The organism is Idiomarina baltica OS145, assembly GCF_000152885.1.
Classification (GTDB): Bacteria; Pseudomonadota; Gammaproteobacteria; order Enterobacterales; family Alteromonadaceae; genus Idiomarina; species Idiomarina baltica.
On record NZ_CH672406.1, the window covers coordinates 219,570 to 242,218 of the forward strand.

Sequence of the window (22,649 nt, forward strand, 5' to 3'; positions counted from 1 at the left end):
TATGAAGTCGATTCTCGACCGTAAAGTAGTATTGGTCGGCGGTAAAGGTGGGGTCGGAAAAACCACAGTCTCGGCATCTCTTGCCCTGCTCGCCGCTCAGCAAGGTAAACACGTTCTTGTTGTTTCAACGGATCCAGCACACAGTCTCGCGGACGCTTTTGATGTAAAAATTGGTGATAAGTTCACGCCAATTAGCGAGCGTGTCACCGCACTCGAAATCGACCCTGATCGTGAAGTCAACGCGCACATTGACCGTGTCACGCAGCAAATGAAACGCTTTACCAACCCTGATTTATTTCCTGAAGTTGAACGCCAGATGCGCTTATCGAAGCAATCCCCTGGGGCTCAGGAAGCTGCCCTCCTCGAGCGTATTGCGAAACTGATTGATGAATCGGAGCGTGACTACGATCTATTGATTTTTGATACGGCACCAACAGGCCACACCTTACGTTTACTGACGCTACCGGAAGCCATGGCAGCTTGGACACAGGGTATGTTGCGTTCGCAGAACCGCTCAGAGGAGTTTGAGGGGGTGCTTAAGCATCTATCGCCGAAGTCCGGCAAAGATGTCCATAACCCAATGGCCAACCCTGACCAACATGCCAGTGATGGTTTATCTGAACGCAGCAAGGCAGTAAGCGAACAATTGCTGAATCGGCAACGCTTATTTCAACGTACTCGCCGTGTATTACAAGATGCTGAGCATACCGCTATTGTATTTGTCATGACGCCAGAACGCTTGCCGATACAAGAAACTGAGCGTGCTATGAAAGCGTTGCGCGCTGAGCACTTACCTGTCGGTGGTATTTTTGTCAATCGCGTGCTCCCTGAAGACGCCGATGGTGCTTTTCTTGCCAAACGACGTGTCCAAGAAGCTGCCTATCTTGAGGAAATTGATAAGACCTTTGCTCAACACGAACTGGTACGACTGCCTTTACTATCTGAAGATCCACAAGGTTTAGCCGCGCTCAGCTCGTTTTCATCATTACTTTCGTCCGCACTCGGTACCAAGGAGTAATCTGAATACGTGCGCGAGGTTTGGTCATGGAAGTCTTTAAAAAACAAATAGGACCCTTGGGCATTTTGTTTCATGCTTACTGGCACGGTATAGGCATCAGCAAAACGCTGAAATTCAATTTCCATTGAGAAATCTTCGACGGTTACGGAAGTCGCAGGCGAAAATTCATTTTTATTTTTTAATGCAATGCGCTGCAGTAAATCAGTTTTGGGTAAATAGGTGATGCGCGCTTCAATTTCATCGGCAAATTCAGAAAAGTCATCAAGCTTGGGTTTAAACGAGAATTGCCAAACGGACTGACCATTTTCAACCGATTCGCCAATAAATTCGAGCGAATCAATAATAATTAAGTCGGCGAGTGATTGGCTAGGTCCCTCTTCTTGTGCACGCGCCTTCGCTTCTGTGACACGCATTTGACGATATTCTTCAAGTCGCTCTTTGCTCGGCGCTTGTTGATTTTCACTGACGAGCTGCCAGCGATAGCCGTCTTCGTTGGCACCTAGATACTCTTCGACTCGTGTCGTATCACCAACTTTTGATTCACGATGATAATTAAACTCGACACCACGCTGTGCGCGTAAGTCCTCAATGGTTTTGATAATTTGTGCTTCTTTAGCATCTTGGTTGGCGTCTGACGTTTGGGCTGTCGCCAACAAAGGGACTAAAGTTAGTAATAAAACGAATAGCTTATGATTCATTGTTCTCTCGTTAATAATCAAAAATGAAAAATCCACGTAGTATAGTCATATTGTGTACCACACTTACTCGAAAAGGAGAAACCAGATGAAAGCCGTTGGCGTGAAAAAATCACTCCCCATCACCGAACAAGAGGCGCTTGTTGATATCGAAATCCCAAAGCCAAGTGTGGGTGACAACGAACTTTTAATAAAAGTAACCGCCGTCGCTGTTAATCCTGTAGATACCAAAATCCGCATGCGTATCGGACAAGCGGATGATTATAAAGTTCTTGGGTGGGATGCTGTAGGTATTGTCGAAAATAAAGGGAAACACGTAAGTGGCTTCGAAATCGGTGATCGTGTGTACTATGCTGGCGACATTAGCAAGCCAGGCTGTAATGCGGAATATCACTGCGTTGATTACCGTATTGTCGGTCACGCTCCACAATCACTCGATGATCTCGCGGCAGCAGCGCTCCCTTTAACCTCACTGACCGCGTGGGAACTTAGTTTTGACCGTCTGCAATTAAATCACCCATCAGTACATGAGCAGCGCTGTGTACTTATATTTGGCGGCGCCGGCGGAGTCGGTTCGATCATGATCCAGTTACTCAAACAATTGACCGATGTCACCGTGATTGCTACTGCGTCGCGAGACGAAACACAAGCATGGGTAAAACAACTCGGCGCCGATTATGTGATTAATCATCATGGCGATATCAAACAGCAGCTCGAAGGCTTACCACAACCTACGGATATTGCCCTGCTGACCCACAGTGGCGACTACTTTGAAACGGCAACCGAAGTAATAGCCCCGCAAGGCCGTATCGGCATCATTGATGATCCAGAGGATGCTTTAGATATCCGCTTACTCAAGCAAAAGAGTATCAGCTTACACTGGGAGTTTATGTACACACGTTCACTTTTTGAAACCGCTGATATCAGCGCTCAACGAGATATTTTGAATCAAGTATCAGAGCTTATAAACAACGGTCAAATCCGCTCAACCGAGGGCACACGCTTAAACGCAATGTCGGCAAGCACACTGAAACAAGCACATCAACTGCTTGAATCGGGAAAAGCTATCGGCAAGATCGTGCTACCCGTCGCATATTAAATTTACAAACATACAAGCATGTATGTATAATAAAAACGTTAAATGATAATAGTTATGACTAGAGGTCGTTCATGAAAAAGCGGAATACTCCTATTGCAGCGGTGCTCGCTGTTGCCCTCACCTCCGCTACCCTTTACGGGTGTAGTGATGAGCAGCAAGCCGCTGCTCAAGGTGGACAACAACAAGCGGTGCCAGTTGAAGCGTTAACCATCAAAACGCAGTCTGTCGAAATTCAAAACGAATTGCCCGGCCGTACCTCTGCCTATCGCGTGGCGGAAGTGCGTCCGCAGGTGAGCGGCGTGCTGCTTGAACGTAAGTTTGTGGAAGGCACAAAAGTCGAAAAAGGTCAGCAGTTATACCAAATCGACCCAGCCATTTATCAGGCTGAGGTCGCCAGTGCTCAAGCCGATTTTGAAAGCGCTAAAGCCGCACTTAAAGTGTCAGAATTACGTCAGAAGCGTTTAAAAGAACTGCTTGCAGATAAGGCTGTGAGTCAAGATGAATTTGATTCGGCTGAAGCGACGTATTTACAAAACAAAGCCGCTCTTGCGCTAGCAGAAGCTCAGCTCAAACGCGCCAAAATCAACTTGGAATACACCAAGGTTAAAGCGCCTATAACCGGGATTGTTGGACGTTCTAATGTTACCGAAGGCGCTTTGGTGACAGCTTCGCAAAGCACGCCCTTGGTGACCATCAATCAGCTTGACCCGATATACGTCGACATCAATCAGTCAAGCCGCGAGTTCCTCGAGCTCAAGGCAGAAATTGAATCGGGCCGTATTGAGGCAAATAAAAATGGTAACGCCCCCGTGTCACTGAGTTTGAACGGTTTAGACTACCAAACTCAAGGTGAACTGCTGTTCTCTGAGGTTAGCGTTGACCAAGACACAGGCGCGATTTTGCTCCGCGCTGAATTCCCTAACCCGGAGAATAACTTATACCCAGGCATGTTCGTACGTGCGAAGGTCAGCGAAGGTACCTTGAATAACGCTATTTTGGTTCCACAAGAGGCAGTTACACGCGACGTCCGCGGCCGTCCTTATGTCATGCTGATTAATGATGAAAATAAAGTCGAGCAACGTATGGTGACCACCGCACGTGCTATCGACAACGAGTGGTTAATTAGCGACGGGCTCAACGCCGGTGACCGTATTGTCACCGCCGGCCTTCAGAAAATTAGACCCGGTGCACAAGTGACTGTGTCACAAGGTCAACAGCCAGCTTCCAAATAAGGGAACGACAGAATGGCCAAGTTTTTTATAAATCGACCCATATTTGCGTGGGTGATTGCAATATTGGTGATGCTCGCGGGGACGATCTCTTTGATTCAGCTCCCTATTGCGCAGTACCCAACCATTGCACCACCTGCGGTAGAAATCCAAGTTAACTATCCAGGCGCTAACGCCGAGACCGTGTCCAATACGGTAACTAAGGTGATTGAGCAAAATATGACAGGCGTTGATAACCTGCTGTATTTCTCGTCACAGAGTAACGCCGGTAGTGCTACAGTAAGCTTAACCTTTGCCTCGGGTACTGACCCGGATATTGCACAGGTTCAAGTGCAGAATAAGCTATCTCAAGCGACGCCTCAGTTACCGCAAGAAGTGCAGCAGCAAGGTATTACTGTTAGTAAATCCAGCAGTTCTTTCTTGATGGTTTTAGCCATGGTGGCTGAAGATGACCGTTATGAACAAACAGACTTGAGCGATTACCTCGCCTCCAATGTCCAAGATGCCGTGTCTCGGACCGAGGGTGTGGGTAACGTGCAAATCTTTGGTGCGCCTTATGCGATGCGTATTTGGGTGAAACCCGATGCGTTAGTCAATTACAATATGACTATTGCTGAACTGCAGTCCGCTATTCGCGCTCAGAACGCTCAGGTAGCCGCAGGTCAATTAGGTGGCGCCCCCGCAGTTGAGGGACAACGCTTAAACGCAACGATCATTGCTCAGACGCGAATGTCAGAACCGGATCAATTCGAGAATATTCTTCTTAAAGTGCTTCCCGATGGTTCGCAGGTCCGTTTGAAAGATGTCGCGCGTGTTGAACTCGGTGCAGAAAACTATGCCATTCAAGCAAACTATAATGGTAAGCCTGCCACTGGCTTGGCGATTCAGTTACAAACCGGCGCCAATGCGTTGGCAACAGCTGAAGCCGTTAAGCAAACCGTTGCTGAGCTAGAACCCTACTTCCCTGATGGGATGAAAATGGTGACGGCGTATGACACCACACCATTTATTAAGATCTCGATAAGCGAAGTGGCTCGGGTACTGATTGAAGCCATCATTCTCGTATTTGTGTTGATGTTTGTCTTCTTACAGAACTTACGAGCAACCCTCATCCCTACCCTTGCGATTCCGGTGGTTATTCTGGGTACCATGGGCGTCATGGCGCTTGCTGGCTTCTCAATCAATACCCTGACTATGTTTGGTATGGTGTTATCGATTGGCTTGCTGGTAGACGATGCCATCGTTGTGGTGGAAAACGTTGAACGACTCATGTCTGAAGAAGGTTTGTCACCCAAACAAGCCACCATTAAGTCGATGGGACAAATCACCGGCGCGTTAGTGGCAATTGGTGTGGTCATGGCCGCTGTATTTGCACCGATGGCATTTTTCCCGGGTGCAACAGGGGCGGTTTATCGTCAATTCTCATTGACCATCATCACGTCGATGAGTCTCTCGGTAATGGTCGCAATTATCTTCTCTCCTGCGCTATGTGCTACGTTGCTCAAGCCAGTGAAAAAGAAAGAGAATGGCGGCTGGGGACCACTAGGCTGGTTTAACCGCACATTGCAAAAAGCCACCATCAAATATCGCGACAGTGTGCATGGCATTCTGCGCCGCAGTATCCGTGTTGGTGTTCTCTATCTTGGCTTAGTTGCCGTATTAGCGTTCTTATTTACTCGCTTACCATCGGCTTTCTTACCGGATGAAGATCGCGGCGTATTCCTCACTCAAATGCAATTACCCGTCGGCTCTACAATGGAGCAGTCGGTTGCCGTGATGGATCGTATCGAAAACTATTACCTCAACGAAGAAGACGCCGTCCAGTCGGTATTCTCAGTGGTTGGTTTTAGCTTCTCCGGTCGTAGTCAAAACAACGGTATTGCTTTCGTGCGTTTGAAAGATTGGAGTGAACGAAACGAAAGCCAAGACGTGACAGATGTGATTGGTCGTGCATTTGGTTTCTTTGCCAGTGTTAAAGAAGCCATGATCTTTGCCTTCAACCTCCCTCCTATTCCAGAGTTAGGTACCGCCACTGGCTTTAACTTGTACTTGCAAGACCGCGGTAACTTAGGCCACCAAGCGTTGCTTGATGCGCGTAACCAGTTGCTCGGTATGGCATCACAGAACCCGATGCTGCAACAAGTTCGTCCTAACGGTTTGGAAGATGCGCCGCAACTTAAAGTTGATGTGGACTATGAGAAAGCCACTGCGCTAGGTCTCACCATTGAAAACATCAACAACACGCTCAGTGCGGCTTGGGGTTCATCTTACATCAATGACTTTATTGACCGTGGTCGCGTTAAGCGCGTTTACTTGCAAGGTGAAGCCGATGCGCGCATGTTGCCAGAAGACGTGAGCGAATGGTATGTCCGCAATAACCAAGGCGACATGGTACCGTTCAGCTCTTTTGCTAGCTGGGAATGGACCTATGGTCCACAGCGTATTGAGAGCTACAACGGGGTCTCGGCGATGGAGATCCAAGGCCAAGCAGCGCCTGGCTACTCATCAGGCGAGGCTATGATGGCGATGGAGCAATTGATCAGTAAACTACCTAACGGCATTGGCTATGAATGGACGGGTACGTCGTTGCAGGAACAGCAGTCGGGTGACTTTGCCCCTATTCTGTATACGATTTCGATCTTTGTCGTATTCCTGTGCTTAGCCGCACTATATGAGAGTTGGTCGATTCCATTCTCAGTCATGTTGGTCGTACCTTTGGGTATTTTAGGTGCCGTCATCGCAACGATGCTGCGCGGTATTCAAAACGATGTTTACTTCCAAGTTGGCTTGTTGACAACCGTTGGTGTGTCGGCGCGTAACGCTATCTTGATTGTTGAGTTTGCCAAGGACTTACAAGAGCAAGGTAAAGACCTGTTGGAAGCGACACTCGAAGCCGTTCGCTTACGTCTGCGTCCGATACTTATGACATCACTCGCGTTTATCTTTGGTGTCATGCCATTAGCGCTGAGCTCGGGTGCAGGTGCTGCAAGTCGTAACGCCATCGGTACGAGTGTCATCGGGGGGATGCTAGGTGGTACGATACTGGCCATCTTCTTCGTGCCGTTATTCTTCTACACTGTTCGCAAGGTGTTCCCACCTAAGCAGCAGGAAGAGTAATAATTCCCAAGACACAAAAAAGCCCAGCTACAGTAGCTGGGCTTTTTTTATACACGAAGAATTAAGATTTATCGTTTTTATCAGATAAATCTTTATATTCACCGTCAATAACTGAGCCTTCACTATTTCGTTCAGAGTAATGACGCTCTGCTTCTTGCTGTGCTTGCCGTTGTTGCTCAAACTGCTGTTTGGCTTGCTTTCGCATTTGCCACATTTGCTTAATCGCATGGCGTTGCTTCCACATCACCGGTATCAACAAGACAAAGCCCACAGCAAGAACGATTAAGCCAAAAGCAATCGAGAAACCGACGATGGCAAGTAGCATAATGATGCCGAGTATTCGGCCCACTACACTACCGCCCGAGTTAGCTTGGCGGACATAGATTCGGTTTTTGTACTGATTCATAGGTACTCCTCAATCCTCTAGTAATTAGGACAACACCGTTAACAATCCGTTCCGCCTGTAAACAGATTACTTACGCTGCTCTTCGGTTTCTTTACGTATCGCTTCAAACTCATTACCCTCAGCCCATTGCGGCCAGTCGCGTGAGTTTGCCAACGAACGCCCTAACTGATAGAACGCTGATAAATCCTGTTGCGTTCCTCGTAAGTCCCAGTCCGGGTTATATTCATCGGCTGGCTTGTGATACGCCTCAGCGACATACTTAGCACGTTGCTCTTCAGTCCACTCTTTACCTTTCGTGATATGGTCATTACCACCTTCGGCGTACAGCATCGGTACACCTTTTTTCGCCAAATTGAAATGATCTGAGCGATAAAAGAAGCCTGCTTCCGGTGTCGGATTAGGGGTTAAATAACGACCTTGCTCCTCAAGAAACGGTTGTACATATTCATCCATTTCTGAGTTCCCGTACCCAATGACCACGAGGTCTTTCATAGGACCATAAACGTTCATAACATCCATATTGATGCCACCGACCGCTTTTGCAAGGGGGAACAATGGATGATCGGCGTACCACGCTGAACCTAACAAGCCGCTCTCTTCGGCGCCAACCGCTGCAAATACGATAGAACGCTCCGGCGCAGGTTGTTGTGCGAATTTTTCAGCAATGGCGAGTAAGCCCGCTGTGCCAGACGCATTGTCCTGCGCACCATTATAAATGGGATCATCTTCTCGCACTGGATCCGTGCCTAGGTGATCATGGTGCGCCATATAAATGACATGTTCTTCCGGATATTTGGTTCCTTCGATATAACCCACAACATTATTGGTATCTAAGAACTCAAACTTATTTTTAACCGATACCGATGCTTGCGCGTTTAACGGCATCGCTTCGAAGTCATCACTTAAGGCTTTTTGCCGCGCATCTTCAAGCGTCATACCTTGTTTTGCGAACAGCTTTTCGGCACTGTCTTTGGTAATCCAACCTTCGATTTTAGCGCGATCCATATTGTTGTTCTCGCGTTTTAAGTCGAAACGCACGGGCGAACCACCTGCAACAACGCCCCAACCGTAACCGGCTGGACCCGTTTCATGAATAATCAAAGCACCCGCCGCGCCTTGACGTGCAGCTTCTTCATATTTATAGGTCCAACGACCATAATAGGTCATCGCATTACCGTTAAAGAGCTCAGGATCTTGTGTCGCGTAGCCGGGATCGTTGACAAACATCACCACGGTCTTACCTTCAACGTCGAGACCCTCATAATCATTCCAGTCATATTCGGGTGCCACGATACCGTAGCCGACAAACACCATGTCGCTGTCACTCAGATCTACTTCATCTGTGACCTGCATAGTCCAAGCCATCATCTCAGTACGATACTTCATGGCTTCAGGCGCGTTGTCACCGCTAAAGGTCATATCACTGACTTTGTACGGCATGATCTTGACCAGTGGAAACGGTTGACGATAACTATTGTTTTCCTTGTCAATTGGCTTTAAGCCCCACTCACGGAAGTGGTTTTCAATAAATGATACGACCTTTTCTTCCCCCGCAGATGCAGGTTCGCGTCCTTCAAATTCGTCTGACGAAATCGTTTTTAGGTAATCCCGAAAATTAGGATTAAATGCTGACCCTTTCAAATCAGCGGGTTGCTTATCAACCTTGGTTTGTTCCGCTGCTGACGTATCTTGCGACTGCTGCGGACCACACGCTGTGAGCACGGCTAATGCCACCGCGCTTATGATCAGTGGTTTCATCGCTTCTCCCCTTTTTAGTTATTTTGACACTGCTCATTTTCGTTGAGCGGTGGATTGATATGCACACGATCGCCCATTCGGATATCATGTTTAGCTAAGAAACCGGCGTTCAGCTCAAGCACGTTGTAATAAGGCTCTCCGGGTGCATAACTGCGACACAGACGTGGGTCATCACTACCACACGGCATCATCGTAAACGTTTTTACGATACTGCCATCCTTTGCTAAATAGGCAATATCAAGTGGAATAAGGGTTTGGTACATCCAAAAACCCGATCCGCCCGGGCGTTGATTCGGATAGCGAAACAACATCCCCGAGTACTCACCCAGTTCCGTACGCTGCATTAAGCCGCGTGCCTGCTGAGCCATTGAGTCCGCAAATTCTACCGTAATGGGCTGTTCAACGCCTTCGAGACACACGTGCCCTTGTTCAAAATTTTGTGGTTCGGGTACCGACCACTGTTGCGCTACTGCACTTACGCTCAGCGCACTTAACCAGCCTATCAATGCTACTTTAATCATGATTCATCGTCCTTAGATGTAACCCCTTGATTGTGTCCTATCCCGCTGCAAAGCGCAATGCTGCTAGCTCGAACACGACAGTGAATTGACCTGTTCGCCTTCCATCGGTGGTTGCTGCCAATGACCGAGTTCTTCAGCGCTTAAAGGCTCTCCGGTAAGTGCCGCCAAATAGCTTTCCGCAGGCGCCCAATTGCCCTGCTCTGCCTGTGTAATGACCTCAACAAGATGATGATTACGTAACGAAACATGAGGATTAGACTGAGCCATAGTACTCAACTCGGGTTGTCGTTCGTTATAGCCCATGTAATTGTCATACCACGCTTTGAAAAGTGTATCATTCGGCATAGCTTGCTCGCCCCTTAAGATGTTTTGCAACATGATAAAGCTGCCTTGGAAGTCCCACTCAAAGCGTTGCATGAGACCCATCCATTCCCCGACCAGTTTAAAGGCATCAGCATCGTCGCCGGGCGCAAGACCTAAGCGCTTTCTCATTCGCTTCAGATAGTACTGTTGCAAGAAATCCTCGTAGTCATTTAAAACAGGCGCCAACGCATCAACAGGAAATATCAGCGAAAGTGCTTGGCTCAGTCGTTGTAAATTCCATAGACCAACGCTCGGTTGGCGCAGAAAACTATAACGACCGCGTTGGTCGGTGTGATTAAAAATTTGTTGAGGAATAAAGGTATCGAATACCGTATACGGGCCAAAATCAAAGGTCTCGCCACAGATACTCATATTATCCGTATTCATCACGCCATGAATAAAACCGAACGCCTGCCAGTCCGCAATCATCTCAGCGGTCGCTTTAACCACTGCACGAAACTGCTCAACCGGCTCAGCGTCAACAAGTGCTGGCCAACAGCGCTGCATGACATGTTGCCAAAGTTGCTTTTGCTCAGAGACCAAACGTTCGCTATAGCAGTATTCGAAATGGCCAAATCTCACATGAGTTTTAGCAACGCGTGCTAACATTGCCCCGGGCTCTATGCGTTCGCGTTGTATCCCCTGGTGCGAGCTGACTAAGGCAAGTGCACGGGTCGTCGCAATGTTCCAATGGTGTAATGTTTCGCTAGCAAAATACTCGCGCAGACTGGAGCGCAAAACTGCACGACCATCACCGCCTCGGCTGTAAGCCGTCGGTCCCGCGCCTTTAAGATGCAAATCGCTTAACTCACCGGCTTTATTTGACAGTTCGCCGAGCAATACACCACGCCCGTCACCCAAATCTGGATTAAACACACCGAATTGATGCCCAACATATTTCTGCGCATGACCCACTTGCGCTACATTACCTAAACACCACTCACGAAGCGCGTTGACCGTTCTATCAGCTAAGCCGAACTCAGTCGCAAGTGATTGATTGAACAGCCTAATTCGCGCGCTATCAAGGGGCTTCACTCGATGCTGACTGACCAAGTTGGGGAATGTTTCGGCGTACTGTTGGCTTAGCACTAAACTCATAAAACTCCCTGCGAATGCTATCAGACTTGCGCATTTGAGATTAAATGCGCTATCGTTTTACATATTCTTTTATCATGCATCATACCACTGCTGGGTTAATTCAATGCAACTTTCAACGCTGAAACGCGTTACTGCCATTGGCGGCGGCCATGGTTTGGGCCGTGTACTTTCGTCATTAAGGTTTTTAAAACATCGCCTAGTCGGGGTAGTGACCACAACAGACAACGGCGGTGCGACCGGTCTTTTGCGTCAATCTCATGATTGTATCGCGTGGGGCGATATTCGTAATTGCTTGTCGCAATTAGTTGAACAACCCTTAGCCGCTCAGGTACTTAATTACCGCTTTACTGGCGAAGACCCGCTCGCAGGTCATAACTTTGGTAATTTGCTTCTACACACACTCGATCAAGTCAGTGCCCGGCCCTCCGATGGAATTCGCTTGCTTAGCCGATTGTTAAACGTTGACACCCGGTTACTTCCCATGTCGGAATGCCCAACGGATCTTATGGCACTGACGCACGATAACATGGAATGCCACGGTGAAATTCTAATCGATAGCTTGCCGCAATTACCACGTTCTTTGAAACTGACGAATAATGCGGTAGCAACACCTGAGGTCGTTCGTCATATAAGCAAAAGTGAGTTGGTGATTCTGGGACCGGGGAGCTTTCTAACCTCGGTATTACCACCGCTATTGGTGCCGCAAATTGCTCACGCACTCGCCAACACACAGGCTTACGTCGTATTTATTGATAACCTCGCACATGAGAAAGGTCCTGCAGGGTCGTTGTGCGTGAGTGAAAAATTACGATTTTTGGAACATCATGTGGGTGCGCCAGTAGTCGATGCCGTATTAACTAACTTCCATGATGCTTCACTCACGATTCCGCAACTCGGTGAGTTGACACCGGATAAAGACGTCTACTATCGGCACGATACTGGCGTTTTATTAGCTCAACTTGAACAATTACTCGGTCATCTCAGAACGGCGGCTTAGCCGCCATCAGCTGAAATCCTCGAGGCGACAGCCCCTTGTTGATCTTTATATTTAGCATCTGCGCGCTTGTTATAAGGGCGTTCGCAAGGGCCGCTCAATTGTTCAAAGCTGATCGCGCCAATCTTCATTCCCGGACGCAGCGCTAACGGCAACTTCCCACCATTATAGAACTCCAATACAATTTGCCCTTTCCAACCGGGATCAATGCGATGCGCGGTAACATGTACCATCAACCCCAAACGCGCGAGCGAAGAGCGTCCATCAAGCCAACCTACCATGTCATCCGGCAAATGAATCGATTCGTAGGTAACCGCCAAAGCAAACTCACCGGGATGGATAAAAAACGCTTGATCGGGCTTTAGTTTAATCTCATCACTCATGACTTCATGGATAGCCGCCTCAATATCTGCACGCGAGCCACTGATATCAATATATGCTGCAGCGTGATCCTGCAACACACGAAATTCACTACCGAGGTGAATATCGAGCGTGACCCCCGAGATGTTCTGCTTGCTTGGAGCAGGCTCGATACCGATTCGACCCTCGGCTAAGGCATTTTCTATTTCACGATCCGTTAAGCGCATAACATCCCCTTTTTACTTAATTTTTCGCCGAATGCGACTTCAGATAATAAAGCTCTGCTACTACTCGTTGAGCGGTATGCCGCTGAATTTCTGTCAATTCTAATTGATGTTGCTTTTGTAATGCGTCCAGTTGCGCGCCAAATTCCGGCGTCAATGGCCATTGACCTAGTTCGGCGACAGCATGGCGATGAGCCAGCTTTAATCCGCCGCCTTGTCCAAACAAATGCGACTGCGTACCACAATGACCGCACTCAAAATAACTCATGTTTTCTAGGACACCAATCAAGGGTATCTCAAGGCGCTCAAACATGCCGACACCTTTTTCGGCATCTTTAAGTGCGACATTCTGTGGCGTTGTAACAACCACCGCTCCTGTAACGGGTAATTGTTGCGCCATCGTCAGTTGAATATCGCCTGTACCGGGTGGCATATCAACGATCAAATAGTCCAATAAGCCCCAATCAGTGTCGTTAAACAACTGTTGTAACGCCCGACTGGCCATCGGTCCACGCCAAATAGTGGCGTCGTTATCATCGACTAGATAGCCAATCGAATTGGCGACTAGGTCTTCATACTGAATAGGCTGAAACTTATCGTTTTTTACTTCTAGCTTATGATCCGGCTGACCCAACATCGTGGGTATTGAGGGTCCATAAATATCAGCATCGAGCAGCCCAACACGCGCACCCATCCGACTGAGCGCAATGCCTAAGGATGCGCTCACGGATGACTTCCCAACACCACCTTTGCCAGACGATACCACAATAACATTGCCGGTTTTCATGGGTTGGTCAGGTTTGCTGTTGGCGAGCCGTTGCACCTGGAATTTAATAGTCCATGTCCACGTTCTTAATTCAGCGTCATCATTGATAGCGTTCAATAACGATGACTTTTCAATCGCGAAAGGAAACGTTAACTCGACTGCCTGCGCGTCATGATCGATGCATAACCAATCGGTTGGAATACCGTGTTCGCAGGCAGGATGGGCTAAATCAGACAGTAAGGCTGCCAGTTGTTCATTTTTTGCTGAAAACGACTTCATCAGCCACCTCTTGGCTCTGTGTATCATGCGTATCCTATGATAATATTTAGCATTATCTAATCATAACACTGATGGAAGCTAATTCTCGCATGAGCCACACTGATCGTAAAATTTTGGTGACAAACGCGTTGCCCTACGCGAACGGTCCAATTCATATTGGTCATCTTTTAGGCTATATCCAAGCGGACATTTGGGTTCGTTTTCAAAAACTCCGGGGTCATGAATGCCACTATATGTGCGCTGATGACGCACACGGCACGCCGATTATGCTCAAAGCGCAACAGCTAGGTATCACGCCAGAGCAGATGATAGGCGATATGCAACGTTCGCATGAAGCAGATTTTGCGGGTTTTAATATCGGCTTTGACGACTATTACACAACCCACAGTGAAGAGAACAAAGCGTTAGCAGAAACTATTTACCAACGTCTTGATGACGCCGGTCATATCAAGACTGAAGTAATTGAGCAGCTGTACGACCCTGAGAAGAAAATGTTCTTACCCGATCGCTTCGTAAAGGGTGACTGTCCAGAATGCGGTGCTGAAGATCAGTATGGCGATAATTGTGACGTTTGCGGTGCGACATATGCCCCAACAGACCTCAAGAATCCGCGTTCTGTGGTGTCCGGTGCGACACCCGAGTTACGCCAATCAGAACATTACTTTTTCGACTTGCCTGCATTTGGCGACATGCTGAAAAGCTGGACGCGTTCTGGTTCACTACAGGGTGAAATGGCGAATAAGTTAAATGAATGGTTTGAACAAGGTCTACAGCGTTGGGATATATCGCGCGATGCGCCTTACTTTGGTTTCAAAATTCCAGGCACCGAAGATAAATACTTTTATGTCTGGCTAGATGCGCCCATTGGCTATATGAGTAGTTTTAAGCACTACTGTGATACAACCGGCAACGCCAACTGGGACGACTACTGGCAAGCTGATAGCACTGCAGAAGTGTATCACTTTATTGGCAAGGACATTATTTACTTCCATAGCTTATTCTGGCCAGCGATGCTAAAAGGTGCTCAGTTCCGTCAACCGACTAACGTTTGGGCGCACGGCTTTATCACCGTCAACGGCACTAAAATGTCCAAATCTAAGGGGACCTTCATCAAAGCAAGAACCTACTTAGACCATTTAAACCCAGAATACTTGCGTTATTACTTTGCAGCCAAACTGACAAGTCGCATTGACGACTTAGATCTTAACTTGACTGATTTCGCCCAGCGAGTGAACTCCGACTTAGTCGGCAAAGTGATTAATATCGCCAGTCGCTGTGCCGGCTTTATTACCAAAAAATTCGATGGGAAGCTTTCGGCATCGGTTGCTGACTCCGCTCTATTGGAAGATTTCCAAAATGCGGGTACTGAGATTGCTGAACTCTATGAACAGCGCGAATTCTCTAAAGCAATGCGTGAGATCATGACGCTGGCTGATCGCGCAAATCAGTACATTGCCGATAAGGAACCATGGCAGCTGATCAAAAATCCTGATGCGGCCAGTGAAGTGCATGATACTTGTTCACTTGGTATCAATTTATTCCGCATCTTGATGGTTTATTTAACGCCGGTAGTACCTGAACTATCCAAGTCGGTTCAGCATTTCTTAAATGACCAATTTTCGTGGGATAGCCACAAACAAGTGTTAACCAACCATCCTATTGATAAATTTAAGGCGTTAATGCAGCGCGTAGAAATGAAGGATATTGAGCAGATGTTAGAAGACTCAAAAGAGCAACAAGCGGCGAACGAATCACCAGCAGTTCACGCCGAGCCGAATGACGAACTCACCAAAGAACCTATTGCAGAAACCATTAACTTTGATGAGTTCGCGAAAGTTGATTTGCGCGTGGCACTGATTGTTAATGCTGAGCACGTTGAAGGCGCAGACAAACTGCTGAAATTGACATTGGACTTGGGCGGTGAGCAACGCCAAGTGTTTGCGGGAATAAAATCGGCGTACGCACCTGAGAAATTGATTGGCCAACACACCGTTATGGTTGCCAACCTGGCTCCACGTAAAATGCGTTTTGGTTTATCGGAGGGGATGGTGCTGGCCGCCGGTCCCGGTAAAGATGAAATTTATATCTTAAATCCACACGAAGGCGCTAAACCCGGCATGCGCGTCATGTAGATCGTCAGGTTATGACACATCGATGAGCTTACATCCGTGTTCGTAACTTTCGTCACCGGCATCGTCAACGCGAACGACCATGCCGGTGGCTCGTAAATCTGCAATTCCGCCGCCTGCGGCTTTTACCACTACATCAAAATGTGTTCCCACATTCAGTCGCTCAGGTAAAATTAACAGAACACCGTGTGCACTCAAATCACTACAGGCGCCTGATACTCGCCGCCCATCCAACTCGATTGTCGCCGATGTTCTGACCGGTACTCGTCGGTCGCTTCGTTTATCGTCATCATGCATGAACGCACCTCGATCATGTTTTATTAATTACATTCAGGAATAGCACAGACTTGCCGATAAGAAAATATAATTACACGAGTAGGGTGAGAAAAAGTGGCCTGTAACAAACAAAGCTCGGTTGTTCGAGCGTCCTTTAATTTAGGGCAACCCATAAAGCACTGCCTATACGGCTATGAGGGTGTTATTGTCGATGTTGACGCAGTATTTAGTTTGAGCGATGAATGGTACCAACAGCGGGTTCTATCCGGCGCCGATAAGCAACAGCCTTGGTATCTTATTTTAGTTAAAAACTCATCGATTCAAACGTATGTTGCTGAAAGTTGTTTAATCGCATTAGCTGATCGCACAACCGTAAACCAGTCGTTATTGCGTCAAATTAGTGCGCCCGCATTGGCCGGCTTACAAAAACACAGTTGATCCATTGCCCTACCAACGACCTAAATGTACCATGAGGGTAACAAACTTATAAGGGATATAAGGTTATGGTAGAAGAAACGATTTTCACCAAAATTATCAATCGCGAGATTCCTGCGGATATTGTTTATGAAGATGATCACGCGCTCGCTTTCAAAGATATCAACCCGCAAGCCCCCGTACACTTATTAATTATTCCAAAGAAAGCCATTGCCACCATCAATGATATTGAAGAGGAAGATGCGGGACTTGTAGGGCATCTATACTTGGTCGCGAGTAAGCTTGCGGTTCAATTTGGCTTTGCAAAAGACGGCTACCGCTGTGTGATGAACTGCAACGAACATGGCGGCCAATCAGTTTATCATATCCACTTGCACCTACTTGCAGGTAAACCACTTGGATGGCCGCCGTACACAGACACACCCAAGCAAGTCTAGATTATGGTCGGTAACGTGGGTCAAGTATTTGATCCACTAACCAGCCCTCTTTGTCTCTGACAAGGACAATATCACGCCGATCTTTAACCTGCTCTCCGTTATAAGTTCCTTGGAAGACTAATGTCACTCGTTGTTCATTTTCGCGGTTCAAATATTGCGTAAACGATGTTGGGTCAATCGTTATTTCTACGCTATCAAAATAACGATTGAGGACATAGCGCTGTATCGCGCTCGCGGAGCCATAATGGGTTAACAACTTAGCCAGCCTATCAGTTGTAAAACTCTTGGCTTTGTTAATATCCCCTTCGCGATAAATCGCATAATAGAAACTCAATGCCGCGTGCATTTTACTCTGATTTTCTTGACTCGTTTTGTGCCCCATTCTATCGGTATAAGTCTCTTGGTTGGCAGGCTCGCACCCTACCAACCCAAGTAATATTACGATAGCAGCAACATTAGACGATATTTTTAATAGATAACTCACGAATTATTGACCCATTACGATCCCTTCGCGACGAGGATCTGCCCCGCCTTGCAGTTGGCCATTGGGCAAGCGGGTAATGCCGTGAATACCGCTATTCAAGTCGATAACTTTTATTTCATGGCCTCGTTTTTCTAATACCGCTTTCAAGGTTGCAATATCGCGCCCTTTTTCCAAGGCTGTGTAATCATTCCGGTTAGTCACATGACCCAAATCAATGGCTTGTTGCATGTTAAGATTCCAGTCAATCAAGCCAACCAAGGTTTGCGTAACATAATTAATAATTCGACTACCACCCGGAGATCCCAACGCATGAACGACCTGATCGCCCGATTGATTTAACACAATCGTTGGTGACATTGAACTGCGCGGTCGTTTACCAGGCTGCACACGATTCGCAATTTTACGTCCAGCTTCATCCATCGGCGTCAATGAAAAGTCAGTCAACTGATTATTTAAAATAAAGCCTTCAACCATTACCGTTGAGCCGAACGCCATTTCGATACTCGTGGTCATGGAAATCACATTGCCTTCGCTATCGACGATTGACATGTGGCTCGTATTAGGTCGTTCGTAAGCAATATCTTGTTGGTACTCAGGTTTGAGATATAAGCCCGGTTTCGCCTTAACCATATCTTCACGCCCGATCTGTTTCGCGCGTTTGCTTAAGTATTCATCATTGAGCATTCCTTCCACTGGCACCGACACGAAATCTGGGTCGGCGATCCATTGGTTACGATCAGCAAATGCTAAGCGCGACGCCTGCGTAAAATAATGAGCAAATTCTTCGCCATTCACCTGCCACGATGAAACATCATAGTTTTGCAAAATACCCAATGTCTGTAGCGTCGTTAGACCGCCAGAGCTAGGCGGACCCATACCACAGACCTGATACTGGCGATAAGCATCACACACAGGTTCGCGAATGATAGCCTGATACTCAGCTAAGTCCTTGGTGCTCAAGACGCCTGGCGCAATAGCACTATGGCGTACGGCATCAACAATTTTTTCAGCCAAGGGACCTTGGTAAAAGGCATCGGCTCCTTGTTCGGCTATCAAGCTCAGGCTTTCAGCATAATCCTTGTTGACCAATGTGGAACCCGCTTTAACAGGCTCTCCATTGGGAAATAAATAGTTGGCAATGATTGGCAGTTTCTTAACACCAGGATTAATCTCACTCTTAACGAGTTTGGCAAGTCGGGGGGAGACTTCGAAGCCTGTCTCCGCCAAATCGATGGCGTCTTTAAACAGCGGCTGCCAATCCAACTTCCCCCATTTATCGTGCGCCAACTCTAACCCACGCAGTACACCTGGGGTGCCCACTGAACGCCCGCCGACCACAGCCTCAATCCAAGGTGGTGCGTTACCGTCTTGGTCAAGAAACAAAGCTTCCGTCGCCTCTTTAGGAGCCGTTTCGCGAGCATCAATGGTATACAGTTTTTGTTGCTCGTTATCCCAGTAAAGAATAAACGCGCCGCCACCGATCCCAGAGGATTGTGGCTCGGTTAAACCTAACATGGCTTGTACTGCGATAGCGGCATCAACAGCGCTACCACCTTCTTTTAACACCTTATAACCTGCCTCGACTGCATGAGGGTTAGCAGCGGTGACCATAAACTGATCCGTTACGACCGCTTTTTTATCCGCAAACCCCGTAGCCATCTCAGGCTCACGCGCTTCTTGTTTCGGTTCTGAATCTTGTGGTGCAGCTGTTGCGCTGGCACCGGATTGAGCGGGTGAGCAAGCCGCGAGTAAAGCAGCCGCGATAGACGATAAAATCCAATGCGAGGTATTAATTGACTTCATGATAGCCCTAACATCTGGTACAAGTAGTGACTTCTATCATACGGAGCTACAGGGTAACAGGCAAACGCTTATGAATAAAAATCAGTCACTCACTAGTGGTGCGATGGCCGCCGCACTCATCATTTGTATTTCGGCGATTATCCAATGGCTGCCCGGTCATGACGTGCTCGCATTTAATAGTGCTGAATTGAGTGACAGGATTTGGAGTTTAGTAACAGCGCCCTTGCTCCACCTAGGTTGGAATCACTGGCTATTTAATATGGCTGGACTCGCATTGGTCGTCGGCATTTTTAATGACCAATTCGATATGCGTCAGTTATTCAATAACTACCTGCTGATCAGTGTAATAAGCGGTGGTCTGCTATGGCTGTGGCCAGAGACGATAGAATATGTCGGATTATCGGGAGTACTGCATGGTTTGCTTTTAGTGTGCCTCATCAATGCGACACTCAAGCAGCCTTGGTACCTCGCAGTCATTGTGGTTTTACTGGGTAAAGTAATTGCAGAGCTAGCAGGCTTTAGACCTGACCATTTTGTCGGCCCGGATGTCGCCTTGATTCATGCAGCCGGCATGATTGCTGGCGGAGTGACTTGGTTCCTGCAACGGCGTCGGTTAGCTGACGCCGTAAACAGGCAGAAAACACAGCAGGATTAATCCTGCTGTAAGTTTTCCTCAAACAGCTTGTAGATACGACGGTATTCGTTTAACCAACTCTCCGGCTGACGGAATCCGTGCGGCTCCACTGGATAAATCGCGGTTTCCCAGTCGGTCTTTTTCAACTCAATCAAACGTTGCACAAGGCGTACGCTGTCTTGGAAGAATACGTTGTCATCCACCATCGGTGAGTTAATTAACAAGGCGTCCTCTAAACCGTCCGCATAGTAAATGGGTGAGCTACGGCGATAAGCAATCGCATCATCCTGCGGTAGGTTTAAAATATTGGACGTATAACCCGTGTTGTAATGTGCCCAGTCGGTCACTGGACGCAGCGCCGAACCCGCTTGGAATAAACCAGGTTCTTTAAATAGCGCCATAAAGGTTAAGAAGCCACCATACGAGCCACCATAAGTACCCATGCGCTCGCCATCAACGTTCACATTGGTTTGTAGCCAATCCGTTACGTCGACCAAATCTTCAACCTCAGGCGTGCCCATTTGGCGATAGATCGCGGTGCGCCAATCACGTCCGTAACCTTTAGAACCCCGGTAGTCGAGATCAGCCACGACATAACCTTGCTTGTTAAGGAAGCTATGGAACATAAACTCACGGAAATAGCCGGACCAGCCCATATGCGCGTTTTGCAGGTAACCCGCGCCGTGAATAAAGACGACTGCCGGATACTCTTCAGCACGTTCGGCATCAAAACCTTCCGGCTTGTATACTCGCGTATAAATCGGTTCATCTACGTGGGATGAAGCAATGGGCACGATTTCCGGCGCGGTCCAGTCGATACTTAAGAATTTCTCAGATACGGTGTGAGTGAGGCGCTGCGCTTCATCTGTCGCATCAGCATTCTTGACGTAAAGCTCAGGCGGCATCAAAGGAGTCGAATACGTGAGTAATAACCGTTCACTCGTTGGACTTAATTCGTAGCCCGTCATTCCACCTAAGTCAGTGAGCTGTTCAGGCTCACTTGAGCCATCCACCGCAACTCGGTAAATCTCATAAATACCCGGGTGGGGTTGATTGGCTTGAAAGTACAACTGACTGCTATCAGCCGATAGTGTCGGTGTTTCAACCACGTATTGGCCTTCAGTTAACTGCGTGGTTTGTTGATCAAGATCACGCGCATACAGATGTGAGTAGCCATCCGCTTCGGACATGAACCAAAGCGTATCTTCATCGACCCAACCAAACTCATTGTGTGTGTAATTAATCCATGCATCATCGTGTAAGCGATCTTGCTGCTCTAACTGTTTGGCGCCGAAGTCGACGGTCGCAATCCAACGCTCCTTGTTGTCCCAAGCTTCGAGCATGACAGCCACTTCCGAACCTTCTTCGTTCCACTGAATCGCACCGTTTTCCCAGCCCCAGTCAGCCATCAACTGAATAGCACGAGGCTCGTTTTTGCTTTCGTATGACTGCCCTTCCGCCTTGGCATTTTCAGCTTTTACCGCGGCCAATACGTCTTCGTTCCAGCCGTCGAGTGTGTTGTAGGTCAAACTCGTTTGAGTATGCTTCTGCAGATCCAGCAACACTAACTGATGTTGCTGAGGTTTTGCATCGGCGACACGGCGACGCACTTTCTCCGGCTCAATGCGACCATCTTCTGTGATGTAGTTCGGCATGATATCGCCGTCATCGCGCCAACTCTGTGGCTCGGACATAGCAACCAACAGGTAGCGTCCGTTCGGCGACAACCGTCCATCGACCCATTGCATACGTTTATCAAGATAAAACGCCTGCGGCGCTAATGTGTCATTTTGTTGCTGTAACTGCTGCTGATATTCAAACTGTTCGGCACGATTTTTACGCTCTTTCTGTACAAACTGAATCAGGTTCTGTTCTTCCTTAGCGATATAGTCAGCCGGCGCTTCATTGGCTTGTGGTTCATCAGCGAACTGGATATCAGCCATTTGCTGTGACAAACCTGAACGTACGTCGATACGGAAGAACTGCTGACCTTGTTGATAGCTTAGCGAACCATCCGCCATTGCTTGAAGGTTGTGCTGACGTTCGCTATCACGTGTGAGTTGCTTCACCTCACCATTACCAAAACGAACAAACACATTACCTTTATAGGTGTATGCTAACCAGTCACCCGCTACCGACGATTCTTTTTCGTCAGCGATATAAAGGTGTTGCTCCGAGAGTGGCACAGCCTGCGGCTCACTTTGTCCACCCTTAATTATCATTAAGTCGCGAACTTCACTACCTTCGCGTTTTTGGTAGAACAGGATATCTTGCCCGTCTAAGCTCCAAAATGCGTTTTCAGGAAAACGACCCATCCAATCGGGATCAGCCATGATTTGCTCAAGGGTAAGTTCAGCCACGCCTTCAGCCGAAGCCAGTGGATCGGCTTTTAAAGTCGCGGGTGTGGGCGCTTTATGAGTGGTTGTAGATTGCGCAACCGTGCTTTGAGTGGATGCGCAAGACGCAGTAACGAGCGCCGCGCTCAGTGCGATCACCAAACGGGATTTTTGCATACTGATTTCCT

The 22,649-nt window shown here is 47.8% G+C and carries 20 protein-coding genes; 9 read left to right on the forward strand and 11 right to left on the reverse strand.

Features of this window, described 5'->3' with window-relative positions; all coding sequences use genetic code 11:
- The first annotated feature begins 1 nt into the window (after position 1).
- Entirely contained in the window at positions 2–1,018 is a 1,017-nt protein-coding gene (locus OS145_RS08640) for an ArsA family ATPase (protein WP_006955986.1), read from the forward strand.
- On the opposite strand, the gene OS145_RS13330 is transcribed toward OS145_RS08640, so the two are convergent.
- Positions 910–1,716 (reverse strand): hypothetical protein, encoded by an 807-nt coding sequence (locus OS145_RS13330; protein ID WP_131382163.1) that lies wholly within the window; start codon positions 1,714–1,716, stop codon positions 910–912. The two genes, OS145_RS08640 and OS145_RS13330, sit on opposite strands and share 109 nt — an antisense overlap.
- 85 nt (positions 1,717–1,801) lie before the next feature.
- Here OS145_RS13330 and OS145_RS08645 point away from each other — a divergent pair, with 85 nt between their 5' ends.
- From OS145_RS08645 to OS145_RS08655, 3 genes are all read left to right on the forward strand, one after another.
- Positions 1,802–2,812 carry a zinc-binding alcohol dehydrogenase family protein gene (locus tag OS145_RS08645; protein ID WP_006955988.1) on the forward strand — a complete coding sequence of 337 codons (1,011 nt, stop codon included), beginning with the start codon at positions 1,802–1,804 and terminating at the stop codon, positions 2,810–2,812.
- A 71-nt stretch (positions 2,813–2,883) separates the two neighbouring features.
- Entirely contained in the window at positions 2,884–4,044 is a 1,161-nt protein-coding gene (locus tag OS145_RS08650; RefSeq protein ID WP_006955989.1) for an efflux RND transporter periplasmic adaptor subunit, read from the forward strand.
- Between the two features lie 12 nt (positions 4,045–4,056).
- Complete coding sequence (locus tag OS145_RS08655; protein WP_006955990.1) at positions 4,057–7,158, forward strand: efflux RND transporter permease subunit; 3,102 nt, start codon at positions 4,057–4,059, stop codon at positions 7,156–7,158.
- 61 nt (positions 7,159–7,219) lie between these two features.
- Here the strand turns inward: OS145_RS08655 and OS145_RS08660 are convergent, their stop codons facing one another.
- The 4 genes from OS145_RS08660 to OS145_RS08675 form a co-directional block, all read right to left on the reverse strand.
- The gene (locus OS145_RS08660) at positions 7,220–7,564 is read right to left on the reverse strand and encodes a DUF2371 domain-containing protein (protein WP_006955991.1); all 345 of its coding nucleotides are present in this window, start codon (positions 7,562–7,564) and stop codon (positions 7,220–7,222) included.
- 66 nt (positions 7,565–7,630) lie between these two features.
- Entirely contained in the window at positions 7,631–9,322 is a 1,692-nt protein-coding gene (locus OS145_RS08665) for a M28 family metallopeptidase (RefSeq protein WP_006955992.1), read from the reverse strand.
- 14 nt (positions 9,323–9,336) lie between these two features.
- Positions 9,337–9,843 (reverse strand): DUF192 domain-containing protein, encoded by a 507-nt coding sequence (locus OS145_RS08670; protein WP_006955993.1) that lies wholly within the window; start codon positions 9,841–9,843, stop codon positions 9,337–9,339.
- Between the two features lie 63 nt (positions 9,844–9,906).
- Positions 9,907–11,304, reverse strand: a complete 1,398-nt coding sequence (locus tag OS145_RS08675) for a protein adenylyltransferase SelO family protein (protein ID WP_006955994.1) — start codon at positions 11,302–11,304, stop codon at positions 9,907–9,909.
- A 103-nt stretch (positions 11,305–11,407) separates the two neighbouring features.
- On the opposite strand from OS145_RS08675, the gene OS145_RS08680 reads away from it, so the two are divergent.
- The gene (locus OS145_RS08680) at positions 11,408–12,301 is read left to right on the forward strand and encodes a gluconeogenesis factor YvcK family protein (RefSeq protein WP_006955995.1); all 894 of its coding nucleotides are present in this window, start codon (positions 11,408–11,410) and stop codon (positions 12,299–12,301) included.
- Here OS145_RS08680 and dcd read toward each other — a convergent pair.
- Together dcd and OS145_RS08690 are read right to left on the reverse strand one after the other, a co-directional pair.
- On the reverse strand, positions 12,298–12,885 hold the full coding sequence (gene dcd, locus OS145_RS08685; protein WP_006955996.1) for a dCTP deaminase: 588 nt from the start codon (positions 12,883–12,885) through the stop codon (positions 12,298–12,300). The genes OS145_RS08680 and dcd overlap by 4 nt on opposite strands.
- Positions 12,886–12,901: 16 nt before the next feature.
- Positions 12,902–13,927 carry an Mrp/NBP35 family ATP-binding protein gene (locus OS145_RS08690; protein WP_006955997.1) on the reverse strand — a complete coding sequence of 342 codons (1,026 nt, stop codon included), beginning with the start codon at positions 13,925–13,927 and terminating at the stop codon, positions 12,902–12,904.
- 89 nt (positions 13,928–14,016) lie between these two features.
- Between OS145_RS08690 and metG the strand changes: the two genes are divergently transcribed.
- On the forward strand, positions 14,017–16,059 hold the full coding sequence (gene metG, locus OS145_RS08695) for a methionine--tRNA ligase (protein ID WP_006955999.1): 2,043 nt from the start codon (positions 14,017–14,019) through the stop codon (positions 16,057–16,059).
- A gap of 9 nt (positions 16,060–16,068) precedes the next feature.
- Here metG and OS145_RS08700 read toward each other — a convergent pair whose 3' ends face one another.
- Positions 16,069–16,353, reverse strand: a complete 285-nt coding sequence (locus OS145_RS08700) for a PilZ domain-containing protein (protein WP_006956001.1) — start codon at positions 16,351–16,353, stop codon at positions 16,069–16,071.
- Between the two features lie 93 nt (positions 16,354–16,446).
- Here OS145_RS08700 and hspQ point away from each other — a divergent pair, with 93 nt between their 5' ends.
- Both hspQ and OS145_RS08710 read left to right on the forward strand, forming a co-directional pair.
- Positions 16,447–16,770: a heat shock protein HspQ gene (hspQ, locus tag OS145_RS08705; protein WP_006956002.1), complete on the forward strand. Its 324-nt coding sequence runs from the start codon at positions 16,447–16,449 to the stop codon at positions 16,768–16,770.
- Between the two features lie 65 nt (positions 16,771–16,835).
- Positions 16,836–17,204, forward strand: coding sequence for a histidine triad nucleotide-binding protein (locus OS145_RS08710; protein WP_006956003.1), 369 nt, complete (start codon positions 16,836–16,838; stop codon positions 17,202–17,204).
- A gap of 1 nt (position 17,205) precedes the next feature.
- On the opposite strand, the gene OS145_RS08715 is transcribed toward OS145_RS08710, so the two are convergent.
- Positions 17,206–17,688: a hypothetical protein gene (locus OS145_RS08715; protein ID WP_131382165.1), complete on the reverse strand. Its 483-nt coding sequence runs from the start codon at positions 17,686–17,688 to the stop codon at positions 17,206–17,208.
- Positions 17,689–17,691: 3 nt separating this feature from the next.
- A complete protein-coding gene (gene ggt, locus OS145_RS08720; RefSeq protein ID WP_006956005.1) occupies positions 17,692–19,491 on the reverse strand; it encodes a gamma-glutamyltransferase in 1,800 nt (599 codons plus the stop codon).
- Positions 19,492–19,561: 70 nt separating this feature from the next.
- Here ggt and rrtA point away from each other — a divergent pair, with 70 nt between their 5' ends.
- Positions 19,562–20,146 (forward strand): rhombosortase, encoded by a 585-nt coding sequence (gene rrtA / locus OS145_RS08725; RefSeq protein ID WP_006956006.1) that lies wholly within the window; start codon positions 19,562–19,564, stop codon positions 20,144–20,146.
- Here rrtA and OS145_RS08730 read toward each other — a convergent pair.
- Complete coding sequence (locus OS145_RS08730; RefSeq protein WP_006956007.1) at positions 20,143–22,638, reverse strand: S9 family peptidase; 2,496 nt, start codon at positions 22,636–22,638, stop codon at positions 20,143–20,145. The genes rrtA and OS145_RS08730 overlap by 4 nt on opposite strands.
- Between the last annotated feature and the right edge of the window lie 11 nt (positions 22,639–22,649).